The organism is Pseudoalteromonas sp. MMG013, from assembly GCF_018100885.1.
Lineage (GTDB): Bacteria > Pseudomonadota > Gammaproteobacteria > Enterobacterales > Alteromonadaceae > Pseudoalteromonas > Pseudoalteromonas aurantia.
Genome location: NZ_JAGJEE010000026.1, coordinates 14269 through 33881, shown reverse-complemented (window position 1 = coordinate 33881; position 19613 = coordinate 14269). Strand labels below are relative to the sequence as shown.

Here is a 19613-nt window from a genome sequence, read left to right as displayed (position 1 = left end):
ATTTAGTTATGAATATTAGTACCTTTTTAGATTATTGTCTGAATAATCAAGTGATGTTGAGCGTTGATAACAACCAGTTGAAAGTCAATGCACCAAAAGATGTCTTGCAACTAGAGCAAGTAAATTTCATTAAGGAAAATAAGTCAAAGATCATAGAAATATTGTCGGGACTAGAATTACAAAATGAAAAATCTGTAATGTTCTCTCAGCCCGTTGATGATGGCACTATTATTTCAAAAGGTCAGCGTCAGATGTGGCTGTTAGATCAGGTCACGTCTGGTCAACCTTATTGCTTTTTCCGTATTTTGCGCCTGGACGGTCGGTTGGATTTTAAAGTATTAAATGAGGCTTTTGCGGTGCTTATTCACCGTCATAAACAATTGCGAACGACTTACCAAGAAACAGATGGCGTGATAGCGTCAGTATGTTTGGACGATTATTCATTTGCTGTTGAATCTAGTGTGATTCATACAAATAGCAATGGCCAAGCAGCGTTAGATACGCTGATTGCTAATTTCCAAGCTCATGAATTTGATCTGGCATCAGATGTGATGCTTAAAGCACATGTTGCCAGTAAAGGCGATACGGAGCATTACCTATTCATTAAATGCCATCATATTGCAACAGATGGGTGGTCATTAGAACTCATTAACCAAGAACTGAATGTTATTTATAGTGCGCTGGAGTCTGAAAAAACATACAGTTTACCAAGTTTACAGCATGAGTATGGGCATTTTAGTCAATGGCAAAATTATTACCTTAACCACAACGCAGCGGACATTGATCGCGCATTTTGGTCCACATATTTAAGTGATGTATGTGAGTCATTAAACCTCAGCAATGCGACTAAGACAGATAATACGTCATTGATTGCAGAAACAGTGCAAGTTCCGGTTGATAAAATGTTGGTGGCCGAACTGAAAAAAATGTGTGGTAAGCATAATATGACCATGTATACATTGTTTCAGTTTGCTTTTAGTATTTTGTTAGCAAGATATAGCCAGCAACAAGACGTGCTTATCGGCACGCCAGTGGCGAATCGTGATGATGCACCATTGCAGTCATTGGTAGGTTACTTTGTCAATACGTTGCCAATTAGATTTCAAGTAGATGGCCAAGAGTCTTTTGGTGACAGTATAAAGCGTTACCAAGATATGTTGAGTGAAGTCATGGAACATAAAGACCTGCCTCTTAACGATATTGTAAATGCAGCCTCTATATCGGCTGAGTTAATGACACAAGTTATGTTCACTTACTCGGCGTTTGAATCGAGTGTAACGACTTTAGGTAACATGGCTATAGACATTATAGAGCCCGTCCATCAAAAGACGGATCTAGAATTACATTTAAATTGTATTGAAAATAATGGTGAAGTGATTTGTCAGTGGCACTACGCAAACACTTTGTATGATAATGGTTTTATAGTAGGTATCGCTAATCATTTTGTCACCATGTTACAAGGATTGGTAGATATTGAATCAACGAAAGCGCCGTTATCGCAGATAGCAGTGCTATCAGAGGGTGAAGTACATCACTTAATATATGATCTGAATAACACAGTAAAAGAATACCCTAAAACAGACTGTATTCATGAGTTGTTTGAATCTCAAGTAGGCGCAACACCAGATAAAACGGCACTTGTGTTTGAGGGGCAACGTTTAACTTATCGACAACTGAATGAGAAATCGAACCAGTTAGCACATTATTTAGTAGAGCATCATCATGTGAAACCAGACACCTTGATTGGTTTATGTGTTGAGCGTTCTCTGGAAATGGTTATTGGTATTTTTGCCATTTTAAAAGCGGGTGGTGCATATGTACCACTAGATCCGAGTTATCCTCAAGAGCGCCTAAGCTACATGTGTGAAGATACGGCTTTGCAATTTATTTTGAGCCAATCACATACACATAATGCATTATCTAACTTTACCGGGGTCAATATTACCATAGATAATTTGGGCAGTACCGATGAGTCTTTTTGTAGTCATTGTAGTAAAAGTGATTTACGTACCGGCACTTTAAATTCAAGTAATCTTGCATATGTCATTTATACATCAGGTTCAACCGGTCAGCCTAAAGGGGTGATGGTTGAGCATCAAGCTGTGGTTGCTTTCCTATCTTCGCCAATTTATGTGGATAAAGCGCTTTCTAGCAAGGTTGCCAGCTTATCGTCGTATGCATTTGACGGCTTTGTTTATGATTTATTTTACAGTCTTACTTCGTCGGCTGAGTTACACATATACCCTCAAGATCTGGTGTTGGATGTTGAGCGGTTTAAACTGCAGATTCAAAAAGATGAAATTGAGAACTTTTTCACGACAACCGCTTTATTTAACTTACTAGCAGAGAATCAGGTGTTATCTGGCACGCACATTAAACAAGTTTTATTTGGAGGGGAAAGAAGTGATCCTCGTCTCGTTGAGACGTTTAAAGCTCATCACCCTGACATCAGCTTAATGCATGTTTATGGTCCAACAGAAGCCATTGTATACGCAACGGCATGTGATTTGAGTGAACATAATGGGGCGACACCAATTGGACGCCCATTGAACCACAATACTGTGCTGGTTTTGAGTGATGAAGGTGAGTTAGTACCGTTTGGTAGTATTGGTGATTTACACATCGGGGGTGACAGTTTAGCGCGTGGTTACTTAAATCGTCATGACTTGACACATGAACGCTTCATTGAAAACCCATATTATGATGCTAGTAATATTAAGAGTGTTAAGCGTCTTTACCGGACTGGAGATCTTGTCCGCTATTTACCTGATGGTAATATTGAATTTGTGGGACGAGCAGATGACCAAGTTAAAATACGGGGTTTTAGGATTGAACTGGGTGAAATCGAAGCACAGTTGTCGTTGTCGAACTTTGTTGACTCAGCATATGTTATGGCACATACCATTGCACAAAGCGCGCAATTAGTTGGTTATGTAAAATCTAAGGAAAAGCTTGATATAGCGGGACAACAAGATCTTGCTCTTCAGATTAAAACAGAGCTTAGTGCGAAGCTCCCAGATTACATGGTGCCTACTGCCATCATCGTTGTCAGTGAGTGGCCACTAACACCCAATGGTAAAATAGATAAAAAAGCTCTACCATCAGCAGATAGTCATTTATCAGTTATGACTTATCAAGCACCCGAGAATAACATTGAGCATGCATTGGTGAATATCATTGCCAGCGAGTTAAAGTTAGAGGCCCATAATGTCAGTGTGACAAGTGGCTTTTATGAATTAGGCGGCCATTCGTTATTGGCATTAAAAATTCAATCAAAACTGAAAGAAGTGGGATACTTCTTAAGTATAAGCGATATTTTGTTACCGATCTCTTTGCATGCATTAGCGGGAAAAGTACGACACGATGATGAACTCGTTGATAGTTTTGTTCCACCAAAAAATATTATAGAGCCATCTGAAGGGTCTATTACAGTTGAGCAGTTGAATATGGTTGAGTTCACTGAATCGCAGCTTACTCAATTGATCACTAAAATCCCAGGTGGCGTGAGCAACATCAGTGATATTTATTCACTTAGTCCATTGCAAGAGGGGATGCTTTTCCACCATATTATGGACAAGGAAGAGGACTTATACCTTTCATCATTTACCCTGCAGCTTAGCAATAAAGAGGTATTGGAAAGATTCTTCAATGCAATGAATGTACTGGTAAACCGGCATGACACACTGAGAACGGTCTTTTTCTGGGAAGGCTTACCTGAACCGGCTCAAGTGGTGATGAAAGAGTGTGAAATCGCTATTACGTATCGAACCTTGGATGCATATGGCTCGATTGAAGCCGGTCGCGCGCAATTAGAGCACTACCGTGAATCACGGATATGTTTGCATGATGGGCCACTTCTTAAGTTGCAAGTGGGTAAATGTGAGGAAAAAGCGGAATATATCGTACTGGTTGAGCACCATCATTTAATCATTGATCATATCGGTTTAGATATTTTAGTTGAAGAGTTAACCGCGATTATGGGGCAACAAAGTGAACCGCTGCTTTCGCCCACCCCATATCGGAACATTGTTGCCTATGCAAAGATGAAAAACAGTGAAAACCAAGGGGTGACGTATTTCCAAGATAAACTGGCAGGTTTAGAAGATAAGACAGAGTTATTTAGTTCAAAAATAGAGGGTGACGAACAAACGTTCAGTAAAAATGTAAAACCTTCTACAGCAACCATGCTGCGTAATGTATCAAAGCGTATTGGGCAAAATGTTTCATCGATTTTGCATACGGCTTGGTCTTTAGTGGCATCGCAATGTACGAATAACACTGATATTGCGTTTGGTACGGTATTGTCCGGTAGGCTAAACAATTATGCCAGCAGCCAAAGAACAATGGGCATGGCCATTAATACTCTGCCACTTCGAGTATCAGTTGCGGGGCGAAATGTTAAAGACGTTGTGGAACAAGTTTCGGTCAACCTGCAGGAACTGATTGAAGTTGAGCAAACGCCATTATCGTCTGTACTTAACCTAACGCCTTTAGGTTCAGGGTTATTTAACTCAGTCTTAAACTATCGTCATTCTCATGAAATGCAAGGCGAGAATGAGATCATTAGTGGATGCAACATATTAGGGGCACAAGAAAGAAATAACTATGCTGTATTCATTAATATTGATGACTATGATGCATCTGGTGGCTTTAATATTTCAATTCAAACAGCCAATGGTACCAGTGCTGAAAAGTTGCATGACTATTTTACACATGCACTGAATGGTCTATTACTGAGCTTAGAAGCTGAGCAAAATGTGCCTCTAACTGCAATATCGATTTTACCGAAAAATGAAGTGGAACACCTAACGCATACACTGAATGAGACGCACAGTGATTACGCAAAAGATATGTGTATCCATGAATTGTTTGAAGAACAAGTGAGAGCCAACCCTAGCCATATTGCAGTAGTGTTTGAGGGCATTGAATTTACTTATAATGAATTGAATGAAAAAGCCAATCAATTGGCACATGCTTTAGTCACAGATTATCAAGTTACACCCGACACTCTGATTGGACTGAGTGTCGAACGATCATTGGAAATGGTGGTTGGGGTGTTGGCTATCTTAAAAGCGGGTGGGGCGTATGTGCCGCTTGATCCAAGTTATCCATTAGAACGACTAAAGTTTATGGTTGAGGATGCTGATGTCCATTTGATATTGACTCAATCGGCTTTTAGCGCGCTTCACCGAGAGTTTAGCGCACAAGTGATTGAAATTGATGACTTGTGTACCGCACAGGCTAGCGCAAATTCAATATTTGGCCATTTACCAGTCAACAATTTGAATCGCAAAGCCCAAGCGTTAACGTCAAACCACTTGGCGTATGTTATTTATACATCAGGATCAACTGGCAAACCAAAAGGTGTATTAGTTGAGCATCGAGGTGTTGTTAATTATTTATGTCATGCGAAGAAATATTGGCAACCGGAGCATAAAGGGGCTGTAGTGAGCTCTCCACTGAGCTTTGATGCAACGGTGACAAGTTTACTAACACCGTTAGTATCGGGTAAAGAACTGGTGGTTTTGCCTGAGGACATGCTGCGTACCTTTGAGTTGTTATCTTGGTACCTATTTGAGCAAGGCGATAGTTGGATGTTTAAAATAACGCCAACGCATTTAGATGGTTTATTCCCATTTTTCACCAATGAGACACCATGTCTGCATGCACATAGCATTGTGATTGGTGGTGAACAGCTAACAACAGCAATAGTAAACAAATGGCAAGGTGAATGCCTACCAAATGCGACCTATATTAATGAATATGGACCAACGGAAACGGTGGTTGGTTGTACAACTTATTCCGTCAGTGATGTACGTGATTTGGCACAGTGTAGTGCGAGTGTATTAATAGGTCGGCCAATAAACAATACTCAGCTCTACGTGCTTAATAACGGTATTCAAGCACCTCTCGGTGTTATAGGTGAATTATGCATTGCGGGTGATGGGGTGACACGAGGTTATCTGAATCGCTCAGATTTGACTGAAGAAAAGTTCACCACTTTTACAACTGAATCTGGCAAATCGGAACGTATTTATCGAAGTGGGGATATGGTTCGATATATATCAGATGGCAATTTAGAATTTATTTGTCGAGCAGATGATCAAGTGAAAATACGTGGTTTTAGAATCGAAATCGGTGAAGTTGAAGCACAGCTTGCGCAATTAGAGTGGGTTGATTCAGCTTTCGCAATGATGCAATACGTGGATGGGCAACCGTTATTGAGTGGGTATGTAAAACTGCATAGCCATATGCAGGGGGATGCGTTAACTGATGATTATGCCTCCCAGATTAAGTCTGCGTTGATGCAACGTTTACCAGATTATATGGTGCCGAATGCAATTGTGATTGTGGATGAGTGGCCATTAACACCCAATGGTAAAGTAGATAAAAAAGCGCTACCCGAACCACAAGGGAGTGCACACGAAGGTATATATACGGCACCAGAAACAGACACTGAGAAAGCGCTTGTCGCGATTTGGGCAGAGTTACTTAACTTAGAGACGAGTAAAATTAGCACGACAGCAAGCTTTTTTGACTTAGGAGGCCATTCACTGTTGATGGTTCGACTATTTAGTCATATTCAAAGCGAATTCGGCTTGTCGTTAGATTTAAAAGTACTGTATGACACACCTTATATAAAAGAATTGGCACAGCTGTGTGATGTGATAATAACAAAACAGCAATTAAAAGAACGTTTAACGCAACGTGTTGAAAGTGAAATGGAAGAGGTCGAGTTTTAAAATGAATGCAAAAAATATAATTAATACATTAGCGATGTCGGATATTGATCTTTATTTAGACGATAATAATCAACTTAAAGCAAAAGCGCCAAAAGGGGCTATCACCAGTGAGCTGCGTGATTTAATCAAAAATAACAAGGCAATTTTGGTTGATTACCTTATTCAATTGGCTGAGATGTACAGTGAACAAACTGAGGGTGACCAGATCAAGGCGTTTGACCGACCGACGGGCAAAGCAAAGGTGTCATTTGCTCAGCAACGCTTGTGGTTTATTGATAACCTGCAAAGTGGGTCGCCAGAATATAATATGCCAATGGCTTTCGATGTTAAAGGAACGCTTGATAGCACGCTGTTAAATGCTGTGTTCAGTACCATTATCGAACGACACGAAGTGCTACGTACTGTATATCTTAAAGAAGACGGACAAATATTACAGCAAGTTCAGAATATGGCTGAGGCGAATTTTAGTATTCAGCAAGAAGATTTAACCCATCTCACGGATGAGACTCAAGATCACGCGATACAAGCACTGATTGACGCAGATATTACGACACCATTCGATCTTGAAAGTGACTTAATGCTGCGAGTCTGTTATTTGAAGAAAACAGAGCAATCCGGGGTATTACTATTTAATATGCACCATATTGCTTCAGATGGCTGGTCAGTAGAGGTGTTAACAAAAGAGTTTTTGACGCTGTATCATGCTTACTATTTAAATCAAGATAACCCATTACCAGCACTTGACATTCAATATGCCGATTATGCTCAGTGGCAGCGTGAATACCTAGAAGGAGAAGTGCTAGAAAAGCAGTTAGGGTATTGGGAAAAGCAACTAGATAAAGTGCCTGCGGTTCATTCATTACCGCTTGATCATGCTCGTCCAGTTAATAAGCAGCAAGCGGCATCGGTGGTAAGAGGTACATTACCGAGTCATATTGCAAAGCAGCTTATGTCTGTCGCTCAAGACTATCAGTTGACGCCATTCATGCTATTGCATAGTGCACTCTCTTTATTACTATCTCGCCATAGTAATACCCATGATATTGTGATCGGCACGCCAGTAGCCAATAGGTTGCAAACACAATTAGAGCCTTTGATTGGCTTCTTTGTTAATACGTTAGTACTCAGGGCGAGTACGGAACATAACTCACTGACTGACTTCTTTTCACACATTAAGCAGGTGCACCTAGATGCACAATCAAATCAGGACGTGCCTTTTGAGCAATTGATCGATCACATTAAAGTCCCAAGGAGTAAAGCGTATAATCCGCTGTTTCAGATAATGATGACCACGAGTACCAGCTATGGTATCGATGGTGAAAATGGCATTGATTCATTTCAATTGCCTAATGTGGAGTTAAGCGCCAATGCATCTGATCTGATTCAGGTCAAATTTGACCTCGATATTGACTTAAATATCAGTGATGAGGGCGTTGGGCTGCGATGGACATATGATGTTAGCTTATTTACAGAGCAACATATTAAAGAGTTGAATGAGCATCTGTGTACTTTATTAACAGGGTTGAGCCAAACTCCATCAACTCAATCACCACAGACAGTGCCTATGTTATCAGCAGCGCAAACGCGCCATTTGATACATGATTTAAATGACAATGAAATGAACTACTCAACAGGTAAATGTATTCATGAATTGTTTGAGCACCAGGCGCAAGAGAACCCAGATAATATTGCTGTTGTGTTTGAGGAGCAGCAATTAACGTATAAACAATTGAATGAAAAAGCGAATCAATTGGCGCATTATATCCACGCTAATCATAGTATAACACCTGACACTTTCATTGGTTTATGTGCTGAACGCTCGGTTGAAATGGTCATTGGTATTCTGGGAATTTTAAAAGCTGGTGGTGCTTATGTGCCGTTAGATCCTGACTATCCTCAATCACGTCTGAATTACATGTTGGAAGACGCCCAGTTAAACTTAGTATTGTGTCAATCTCAAGTGCAGGATGTGTTATCCGATTTCCAAGGGACGATTGTACCATTGGATAATTTGGGAGAAGTTTCAGCTGCTCACGTTACGCATGTATTCACGCAATACTCGAAAGAAAACATGTTGCCAAGCACGATAAATTTAACCGCATCTAATCTGGCATATGTTATTTACACGTCAGGTTCAACAGGTCAGCCTAAAGGCGTCATGATTGAACATGAGTCACTGGTCTATTCGACTGAATGCCGATATGAAACATACACTGAGTTCACGAGCTTTTTGCTGATTTCTTCGATGTCGTTTGATAGTTCAGTTGCAGGTATTTTTTCCACTTTATGTGGCGGTGCAAAGCTATGTTTACTGAGCACACATAGCAAGGGTGATACCTCATATATTGTGAACCAATTAAAAGCACATGAAATCAGCCATTTATTGATGGTGCCGAGCTTCTATGACTTGATACTTAATGAAGTCGACAGTACCACACTACCAGCATTGAAAGGGGCAATTGTTGCTGGGGAAAGTTGTTCAAAGAATGTGGTTGAAAAGCATTACCAAAAGTTTGCTAATCAACAAGTTGTGTTGTTTAACGAATATGGTCCAACGGAAGCGACGGTGTGGAGTACGGTTGCATCGCTCAACTGCCGTGATGATGTCAGTATTGGTAAAGCTCTGCCAGGTAAATCACTATTTGTCATGCACAATAATATGCTGGTGCCATATGGTGGTATCGGTGAACTTCATATTGGCGGAAATGGATTAGCACGTGGTTATCTAAATCGCCCTGATTTGACAGCCGAACGCTTCATTACGAACCCGTTTTACGATGAAAACACCACAAACAGCTCAACTCATTTATATAAAACGGGGGATCTAGTGCGCTATTTGCCAGACGGTAACCTTGAATTTATAGGCCGTTCTGACGATCAGGTGAAAGTCCGTGGATTTAGAATCGAGCTTGGCGAGGTTGAAGCACAATTAGAAAAATTAGCACTGGTGAATTCAGCACTTGTCACAACACATAAAGTGGCAGGTTCACAGCAGTTAGTGGGCTATGTTAAAGCACAGCACGATACAAAAACAGATCAGCGGGATATATTGGTTGCTGACATTAAAATGGCATTAGGAAAACAGCTCCCAGATTATATGGTGCCGAGCTTCATTATCTTGGTAGATGAATGGCCTTTAACTGCTAATGGTAAAATGGATAAAAATGCATTGCCACATCCTGGGGATGTTGTGCGTAATGAGGTTTTTGTTAGCGCTAAAAATGACATAGAAAAAACGCTAATGGCTATTTGGTGTGAATTACTAGAGCTAGAAAAAGTGTCAACGAATAGTAATTTCTTTGAAATGGGTGGCAACTCTTTATTGAGTATTACTTTGCAAAAAGTCATACAGGAACGCTTGGACTTAGAAGTTGAGCTCACTGATATATTTGAATATCCAACGATACACAGTTTATCGCAATTCTTATCAGATGATTGCGCAGCAGAAGAGGAAGCGTTACCGTCTAAATCAGCAAGAACAGTTGAGTTAGGCAATACCGATATAGCTGTGATTGGTATGGCTGGGCGATTCCCAGGGGCTGATAATGTCGATAAATTTTGGGAAAATATTCGCTCAGGGGAAGAATCAATACAGTTCTTCAGTGATGAAGAATTAAAGGCTGCGGGCGTTGATCCTCTCGTACTTCAAGATCCACACTATGTGAAATCGATGGACGTGTTAGATAACATTGCCGATTTTGATGCGAAACATTTCGATTTTACACCACGAGAGGCTGAGTTATTAGATCCGCAGCACCGACTTATGCTTGAAGTTGCTTCTGATGCGTTAGAGCACTCAGGGTATGGTGACAGGTCACAGCCGAAGGATGTGGGTGTCTTTGTTGGTGTGACCGACAGTGCCTATTTAATCGAGAATCTAATTTCCAACCCAGATGTAGTTGGTGGAGCAGCGCAGAGCCTTGTTTCTAGCACGAGTGCAGGCTTCTTAGCCACAAAGTTGTCATATAAATTGAACTTAACGGGGCCGAGTTTAAATGTATTATCAGCTTGCTCCTCTTCACTGGTTAATGTGCATCAAGCATGTAATAGCTTACTGCTTAATGAGTGTGATATGGCATTGGCTGGTGGTGCGCGCTTAGCGTCATTAAAACCAGACGGTTACTCTTATGTTGAAGGGGGCGTAAATTCATCTGATGGGCATTGTCGACCTTTTGATGTGAATGCATCGGGTACTCGCGGTGGCAGTGGTGGGTGCGTACTTTTATTGAAACGCTTAGATAAAGCACTGGCAGATCAAGATACGATTCATGCTGTGATCAAAGGGACCGCGGTAAATAATGATGCGGCTCAGAAAGTCGGCTACATGGCGCCGAGCATTTCGGGACAAACGGCGGTAATTAAAAAGGCGATGGACAATGCCAATGTTGATGCAGAGTCAATTCAGTATCTTGAAGCGCATGGAACCGGGACTAAAATAGGGGACCCTATTGAAGTTAAGGCTTTGCAAAAAGCCTATAAAACACAACAGAAAAGTTATTGTGCATTGGGGTCAGTAAAGGCGAATATTGGTCACTTAGATGTTGCTGCAGGTACTGCTGGTATGATTAAAGTGGTTGAAGCAATGAAAAATAAGCAGATCCCACCTAGCATTAACTTTACACAAAGTAATACTCAGATAAATTTTGAGAAGACACCTTTTTATATTAACAAGGACTTGAAAACGTGGGAATGTGAAGAGAATGCACTAAGACGCGCTGGTATTAGCTCTTTTGGGATTGGAGGCACAAATGCGCATGTGATTATGGAGCAGGCCCCAGAGGTAGCACCGAGTACCTCACCACGAGATACTTGGCTGATACCTATTTCGGCACAATCTCCTACGGCAGTCAAAACGGCATGTCACAATTTAGTCCATCATTTAGAGCAGCAAACAGAGCGTAGCGTCAGTATGCACGACATTGCATACACATTGCAGGTTGGCAGAACACAGTATGAATACAGTACTCACGTGTCTTGTCAGTCGATAGAGGATGCAATTAGTCAATTAAAAGACAATCCAAAGGTTGTGAAAAATGAAGGTGAGAACCGCTCAATTATATTTATGTTCCCTGGACAAGGGGCGCAATATGTAGATATGGCGAAGCAACTTTATATCAATGAACCAACGTTTAAAGCACAATTTGACCAATGTGCACAGCACTTAGCATTATTATCAGGAGAATCTCTAGAAGCGATTATTTATCCGAGTGAGAATGGTTCAGTGACCACGGATATGGCGCAGACACTTTTAAATCAAACGCATATCACTCAACCCGCGCTATTTACAATCGAGTATAGCTTGGCGAAGCTATTACAGTCTTGGGGTATCGAGCCTGATGCGATGATAGGACATAGTATCGGGGAATATGTTGCAGCGTGCTTGGCAGGTGTGTTTACACTTGATGATGCGTTAAAGTTGGTGAGTGCAAGAGGGCAGCTCATGCAACAAGCTGCGCCAGGCAGCATGTTATCCATATCGATGGCAGCGGAGCATTTACGTCCGCTGTTGGTTATGACTGGCACATGTATGGCAGGCGTAAACTCTGCTAATAACTGTGTTGCATCGGGTAGCAAAGAAGATTTGACACATTTAGAGAAACTACTGGATGAGCGCAATATTAGCTATCGCCCATTACATACTTCGCACGCATTTCATTCAAAAATGATGGATGTCATTTTAGATGAATTCTTACAAGTGATTAAAGGTGTAACGTTGCACGCCCCCGTTATGCGTTATGTGTCAAACCTTACGGGTCAGTTTATTACGGCTGAGCAAGCTCAGGATCCACACTATTGGGCGAATCACTTAAGAGGCACAGTGCTATTTGCGGATGGGATTGAGACGATTTTGTCTGACGATGAAGATTTATGTTCTGCGAAGGTCATGATTGAAGTTGGGCCTGGTAGAAGTTTATCTACATTAGCGCGAAAGAGCGCGCAGGCGCGGGAACATGTCATCGTACCCACGACACGACATCCGAATGAATCGACTTGTGATGTCGTTAGCCTACAAGATACGATAGGCAAACTGTGGAGTAATGGTATTAATGTTAATTGGGATGCATTCAACTTGGGTCAGCGCGGACGTCGAGTCCCTTTACCCACCTACCCATTTGAAAAAACACGTTATTGGATAGAAACGGGAAGCGTGTTACCAACTACCCGAGTTAACAATCCGAATGCCAAACTACCTTCAGATACATGGTGGTCAGTGCCGACATGGAAACAAAAAGCGGCGGTTAAACAGGGGAAAATGCAGCTCGATACAGCATTAAAATCTTGGCTGCTCATCATGGATACTGAAGGTGTTGCAGAGCAGCTATCAGCACATTTACATGCACTTGGTCACACGGTGGTATGCGCGTATCCGGGTGATAGGTTCAGTTACCTTGGTGAGAACAATTACACTTTTGATATGAGCCAAGAGGCGGAACATTACACATTACTTGATGCTGTGAATACGCGTACTCCGCTGACTCGTTTAGTACACTTAACGAGCATATCGTCTGGTGCGCAAAACCCTTCAGATGATATGGATAGTTTTTGGTGTACGCAGCAAAGCGGGGCCTTAAGTGCTTTGTATTTTATGAAGGCAATTGTTAAAGCCGATCTGAGTACTGATATTGCGGTGGATTGTATTACCAATGAGATTGAAAGTGTGACAGGGGAGGAGTTGATTAACCCAGGACAAGCAACCATAACCAGTTTATGTAAGGTGGCGCCGCAAGAATACCCTGATCTATCATGTCGTCATATTGATATTCAACTGCAACCACATCGGGGTGATACGTATCTGACTCGTTTAGGTAAGAGGCTATCTACTGAACTTATGTCCATACAGCGCAGTACAACGGCTGCATTGAGAGGCTCACAGTATTGGGAGAAGCAATATGAACAAACTCACATTGCAGCTGATGCGCCAGCGGCACATACGCTTAAAGATAATGGCGTCTATTTGATCACCGGTGGGTTGGGTAACATAGGTTTACTGCTCGCGGGGTATATTAGTAAAACGGTAAGCAACCCTAAATTAGTGCTCGTCGGTCGTTCGGAGTTTCCGCAACGGAGTGAGTGGAGGGGCTTAATACAAAGTCAACCAGAATCAAAGGTCTGTGAGCGTATTAATCAGATTCAACAGATAGAATCGAGAGGAGCTCAAGTGTCAGTAATGGCTGCAGATTCAGCGGAATTGACACAAATGGAAGCAGTATTCAATGCGGTTGAACGTGATTTTGGCAAGGTAAACGGTATTATTCATGCTGCAGGGCAGCTACATGGGTCAATGACTGCTTTAGTTGAAACAACGGTGCACGACTTTGAACAACAATATAGTTCAAAGGTCGCGGGTGTTATGGTACTGGACAAGTTATTGCGCAATCGAAATGTCGATTTTTGCCTATTGATGTCTTCGTTGTCATCAGTGCTCGGCGGATTGGGTTTCAGTGCTTATGCGGCTGCAAATATTTATATGGATGCGTTTGTACAAAACAAACATATTCAAGAAGATGAGCGATGGATCAGTGTTAATTGGGATGGCTGGGACTTTTCAGGTGAAGCCGCGAATAATATCGGCTTTTCAATGACTCCCGAAGAAGGTGAGACCGCTTTTAGTCAGTTGCTATCTATGTCGTACTATCCGCAATTAGTTCACTCAACTGGTGCGTTGGATAGTCGTTTAAAACAGTGGGTTGACAAGGCACCTAGCGAGTCACAACAAACGTTATATGAACGACCAGAACTTGACAGTGATTATGTTGAACCAAGCAACGAGATAGAGCAAAAGTTGGTTGCTATCTGGCAAGATGTTTTGGGTATTGAACAAATAGGCATCGAAGATAACTTTTTTGACCTCGGAGGCGACTCTTTAGTTGTGACGCGCGTAATTAGTGAAGTGAGGAAAACTTTTTCAGTCGGAGAGTCTGTTGTATCTATCTCGGAATTTTTTGAACAACCAGTGATTAAGCACTTAGCTAAAAAAGTGGCGATTGAGCTGGAAGATACTCAAGTTGAGAGTAAGAAAGCGCAATTATTAGAAGCGGGTAAAGCTGTAGAAGAAGGAACATTTTAATGAATTCACCACAACAAATTATCGCACATGCAGAAGCTTGTAATATTGTACTTTATCTTAAAGGTTCGCAGCTGGCTTATATTAGCGAGGAAGGCGAGTTTCCAGAAAGTTTAAAGTCATTGATCAGAAATAATAAAAATGAAATTAGCTCTTATTTACAAAAACAAGAACAGGAGAAGCAGCAAGCACAAGATAAAACACGCATTATACCGGTTGATAAAAAAGCGGTATTGCCTTTGTCTTTTGCGCAGCAAGGACTCTGGTTTATAGATCAGTTAGAAGGGGGAAGTAGCCAATATAATATTCATGCTGCGTTTGGCTTAAAAGGCGAGATTAACTTAGCGGCAGTACAATGGGCATTGAATGTATTAATCGAACGGCATGAAGTGCTGCGAACGGTATATATTGAGAAAGAAGGTGAAGTGCGTCAATTGGTGCAATCATTGCAGCATATGGAGTTGCCACTTATTGACTTGAGTGAATACTCTGAAATGGATCAGAGAGCCCAAGTACAGCAGTGGTCTGCCAAAGAGATGAATCAAGTCTTCAATTTACAATCTGATTTAATGTTGAAGGCAAAAGTGCTGAAACGCGCTGATCACGACCATGTGTTGTTGTTTACGCTTCATCATATAGCGTCAGATGCATGGTCTCAGGCGATTATGATTGGTGAATTTATTACCTTGTATGATAGCTATTGTAAAAAGCTGCCAAACACCTTGCCACCGATTGATATTCAATATTGTGATTACGCACATTGGCAACGCAACCATTATACAGATGAAAAGATCTCCGAGCAGCTGGTTTTTTGGAAGGAGATGTTAGCAGGGGCGCCGTATTGTCATTCCCTACCATTTGACCGGCCTAGAGCGCAGCATCAAAAATTTGCCGGTGACACATACTCATGGTTTGTTGGTAATGAGACGATGAATGATTTGAAGTCGATAGCCAAAGCCAATCAGTCAACTTTGTTTATGTTATTGTATAGTGCTTTTTCTGTGTTGATTGGGCGTTGGAGTCAGACTCGAGATGTGGTGATCGGGAGCCCAATTGCAGGTCGGGCTCATCCTCAAGTCGCGCCAATGATTGGCTATTTTATCAATAGCATGATGTACCGTAGTCAGTGGGAAGAAGGTGAGAGTTTCTCTTCTTTATTATCGAGAAATCGACAAAACACCTTATCGGCCTTTGATAATCAGGATATTCCGTTTGATTCATTGGTAGATAAATTAAAAATCCCCAGAGAACTTAGTCATAGTCCGTTATTTCAAATAATGTTCACATTGCAAAATACGGAACAATCAGAGTTTAAGCTTGCTGACTTGGATACCTATCCGGTCATGGGTGAAAACTCGTTAACGAAATATGATCTTCAAATGGTCGCGGAGGAAGATGACGCGGGGATGTGGCTTAATTTAACCTATTCGACGGACTTATTTGATATACAAACAATCAAAGGGTTGTCTGAAAGCTTTGATTTGGTTTTAAAGCAGTTATCAAAAAGCGTGGATATGGATATTGAACATATTGCACTGTCTCCTAAAATTAAAGCTTTGAATAAGCAGGATTTAAATAGTGGCTTAGACTCAGTGAATGAATTATTTGAGCAAGTGGCGCACTCGAAGCAGGAAGCAATTGCAATTCAAGATAACGATGAATTGATCAGTTATCAGCAGCTCAACGGCAAAGCCAATCGATTAGCAAGATACTTAATCGCCCAAGGCTTAATTAGCGGTCAAACGGTTGATGTCTGTTTAGAGCAGAATATTCAATGCTATGTGGTATTGTTAGCTGTGTTAAAAGCGGGTGGGGTGTATGCTTATCATGAACTAAAACAGTATGAAACACTGTCAGAGCAGTATGAGTGTTTACGCTCTGGTAACATGTTGATTCATGCAAATAAGCTTGCTAAGGCATGCAATAAAACGAGTTTAATTATAGATGAGTCTCTTTATGTTGAATATGACGACGATGATTTAGACTTTAGTGAAGTGATTTTGAGTGAGGGGGATCCTGCCATTGAAAGTGGCTGTGGTAATGGTACTCAGGTTAGCCATGGCTCGGTATGTGCGCAAATATTGAGACAACAAAAAAGTATGGCCCTGACTGGTGAGTCTTCTTTGCTGATTTTACCCACTTCTTCAAGTCTGTGTGTAACAGAGTGGCTCAGTGGTTTAACGGCAGGTGCCAAATTAGTGCTACATGATAATCAATATGCATTGAGAGATGTATTAATCTCTAAAGAAATCAGCCATGTGACGTTAACACCCTCGCTATTGGCTGAGTTGCCCTGCCGCAATGATTATAGTCTTGAACAGGTATCTGTGGTAGCTGAGCATGGGTGCCAAAACTTAGTGTGGCAGTGGAGCGCACTTTACCCCGTAAATACGGTACTCAATGTTGACATGGTGACTTACATTAGTGCTGGACAAGTCGTTACTGGAGAGCCCATAAATTTAGGCCATATTTGCGACAATGATCAGACTAAAGTTCTATACAAAAATGCAGCACCTGTACCACAGGGCGCTGTTGGGCATCTTTATACTTCAGGCGTATCAGGTAAAGGCTGGTATGATAGTGAATTACAGGTTAGACAGCTGAACAATGGCACATTATCGATTATTGATTATAAAGACCACAGTGTGACTCGTGAAAGTCTAGAGTTAGAAGCGGCAGTGTCATCAAACAAAGCGGTCCGTCAAGTTGTTGTGTATGAAGATATTGTGTATGCAAGTTTCATTAATAATAATGACGATATACAAGGGCAACTTAGTCGACTCGAAAAATTGGTTAAAGATGCATCGCCTACTTACTTACTGCCTAAAAATTGTGTTGTTGTCGATCGTATGCCATTGCTTAGCAATGGAAAAATTGATAAAAAGAGACTGAGTGAGCAATCTGCTTTTTGGCAAAAAGAGATTAAAAGTTTTCCAACTCCCGAACATATTATGAGCAAAAGTCAGCATGTTGGAGAGGGAATGCTCACGCGTGATCTTTTATTAGACAAACAAGTATCTATTGCATTAGAGACATTAGCATGTCAGTATAATGTTTCTATGGCCTCAGCTTTTTCAGTTATTTTTAATATGGCCTTAGCAATTCATTTAGAAAGTACATGTGTGTTAAGCACTGTTTCTGGCTTACCGATAGCTGGTTCATCGTCTGGTTTTATTTTTAATCAGTTTGATAACAGTGGCACTGTGCAAACTAATATGATTGAAACATTGAATAAGTTACATCATGATTTGGAAAATGGTTTTGTAGATCAAAAATGGATAACTCAGGAATATAATAAATTTCATCGAGTGACATTGAAAAACATATTTGACTACCGATTAGATTTCAATTTGAACAACTTAATAAAAGAGTCACACGGCGGTTTGACAGTAAATAAATGTCCAGTCAGTTTGTTAATTACGAATATAAATTCGCAATTAGTGAGTGGTGTTTGGTCGTTAAACGGCAGTACATTTAATCAAACAGAGCTTACAAAATTAGAAAAAGTGATTGAGCTGTTGATATTGGGTGAGCAGTCAAGTTTAACGTTAACTATGGTTAAAGCACAGCTAGATCAACATGCTCGTAGTAAGTTACGTTCGGCTAAGCGTAAATTTAAGCCTGTGAAAAATAAAAAACAATTCCCAATTGAAGGAAACGTAGCATGAGTTTTAACAAGTGGCGAAACAAAAGCTCGGAAACGAAAACATCAAAGAGTTCGGTGGTTTCTAGGGTCTTTTTAGATGAGTCGCCGACCTTGCCAATCGTATATAAATGTCATGTACCTAACGTTGATTTACCAACATGGTACAATCAGAATGAGCAGCAGGTATTAAAGGATTTAGCTGACTTTGGTGCTGTACTGTTCAGAGGTTTTAATATTCATAGTGAAGCAGACTTTCAGGCATTTGTTGCCCAAGGTATTAAAGAGACAGCAAAGTATGTGGAGGGGGCAACACCGAGAACTAAGCTCGCTAAAGGTGTGTATACGGCAACAGAATTCCCAGCAGACCAAGAAATCTCCTTACACAATGAGCTGTCATATGTTACTGAACCACCTAACAAATTAGCATTTTGTTGCTTAGATGCCCCTGATGAAGGGGGGCAAACCCAGTTAGTTGATGTTCGTAAAGTACTTAATCGCATTGGTAGTGAGATTGCATCCGAATTCGAAAAACGCGATGGCTGGTTGTTACGCAGAAACTATGGCAATGGATATGGCCCAAGCGTTGAGAAAGCATTCGGGATGGATGACATTGAAGAGATTAAGGCCTATGGAGAAAAAGTAGATCTTAAAGTCACTCAATTAGCAGCAGGTAAAGTGGTAACCGAACAAGTGAGAAAGGCCGTGCATGCTCACCCTGTAAGCGGTGAAAATGTTTGGTTTAATCATATTTCGTTTTGGCATACAAATACGTTGTGCCCAGATGTTAAAGCGAGAATGGAAGAAGATTTATCGCTTGCTGAATTTCCATATTCTACGAGTTATGGTGATGGGAGTGCAATTGATGATGATACAGTGGAAGCGATCCGTCTGGCATATCTCAAAGAAGAAGTTAAATTTGACTGGGTTGCAGGAGACGTACTACTACTTGATAACTGGCTGGTCGCACACGGCAGGAAACCGTTTAAAGGGGACCGTAAAGTGTTGGTTGCGATGGGATAACAGTGATGATGCGTTAATATCTCACGCATGAGAGGTTGACGCATTTTTTATTGAAACTTAAGTTTTTCTCATTGATTTATATTCTAATAAGTATTAATTGACTTGAGTTTTTAATTGAAATATATTTAATAATTGATTA

Annotated in this window: 4 protein-coding genes; all 4 read left to right on the top strand. The window is 41.0% G+C overall.

Features of this window, described 5'->3' with window-relative positions; all coding sequences use genetic code 11:
- Window positions 1-8 precede the first annotated feature (8 nt).
- The 4 genes from J8L98_RS18700 to J8L98_RS18685 are packed head-to-tail and all read left to right on the top strand — an operon-like array spanning window position 9 to window position 19474.
- Complete coding sequence (locus tag J8L98_RS18700) at window positions 9-6743, top strand: non-ribosomal peptide synthetase (RefSeq protein WP_210997689.1); 6735 nt, start codon at window positions 9-11, stop codon at window positions 6741-6743.
- Window position 6744: 1 nt separating this feature from the next.
- On the top strand, window positions 6745-14811 hold the full coding sequence (locus J8L98_RS18695; RefSeq protein WP_210997688.1) for a non-ribosomal peptide synthetase/type I polyketide synthase: 8067 nt from the start codon (window positions 6745-6747) through the stop codon (window positions 14809-14811).
- Window positions 14811-18476 (top strand): condensation domain-containing protein, encoded by a 3666-nt coding sequence (locus J8L98_RS18690; protein WP_210997687.1) that lies wholly within the window; start codon window positions 14811-14813, stop codon window positions 18474-18476. Before J8L98_RS18695 ends, J8L98_RS18690 begins: the two co-directional genes overlap by 1 nt.
- A complete protein-coding gene (locus J8L98_RS18685; RefSeq protein WP_210997686.1) occupies window positions 18473-19474 on the top strand; it encodes a TauD/TfdA family dioxygenase in 1002 nt (333 codons plus the stop codon). The genes J8L98_RS18690 and J8L98_RS18685 overlap by 4 nt, the downstream gene beginning before the upstream one ends.
- Window positions 19475-19613: the final 139 nt, after the last annotated feature.

Bases quoted from the DNA above. Each gene is read 5' to 3' on its own strand.
- J8L98_RS18700 (WP_210997689.1), top strand. From the start codon at position 9: ATGAATATTAGTACCTTTTTAGATTATTGTCTGAATAATCAAGTGATG.
- J8L98_RS18695 (WP_210997688.1), top strand. From the start codon at position 6,745: ATGAATGCAAAAAATATAATTAATACATTAGCGATGTCGGATATTGAT.
- J8L98_RS18690 (WP_210997687.1), top strand. From the start codon at position 14,811: ATGAATTCACCACAACAAATTATCGCACATGCAGAAGCTTGTAATATT.
- J8L98_RS18685 (WP_210997686.1), top strand. From the start codon at position 18,473: ATGAGTTTTAACAAGTGGCGAAACAAAAGCTCGGAAACGAAAACATCA.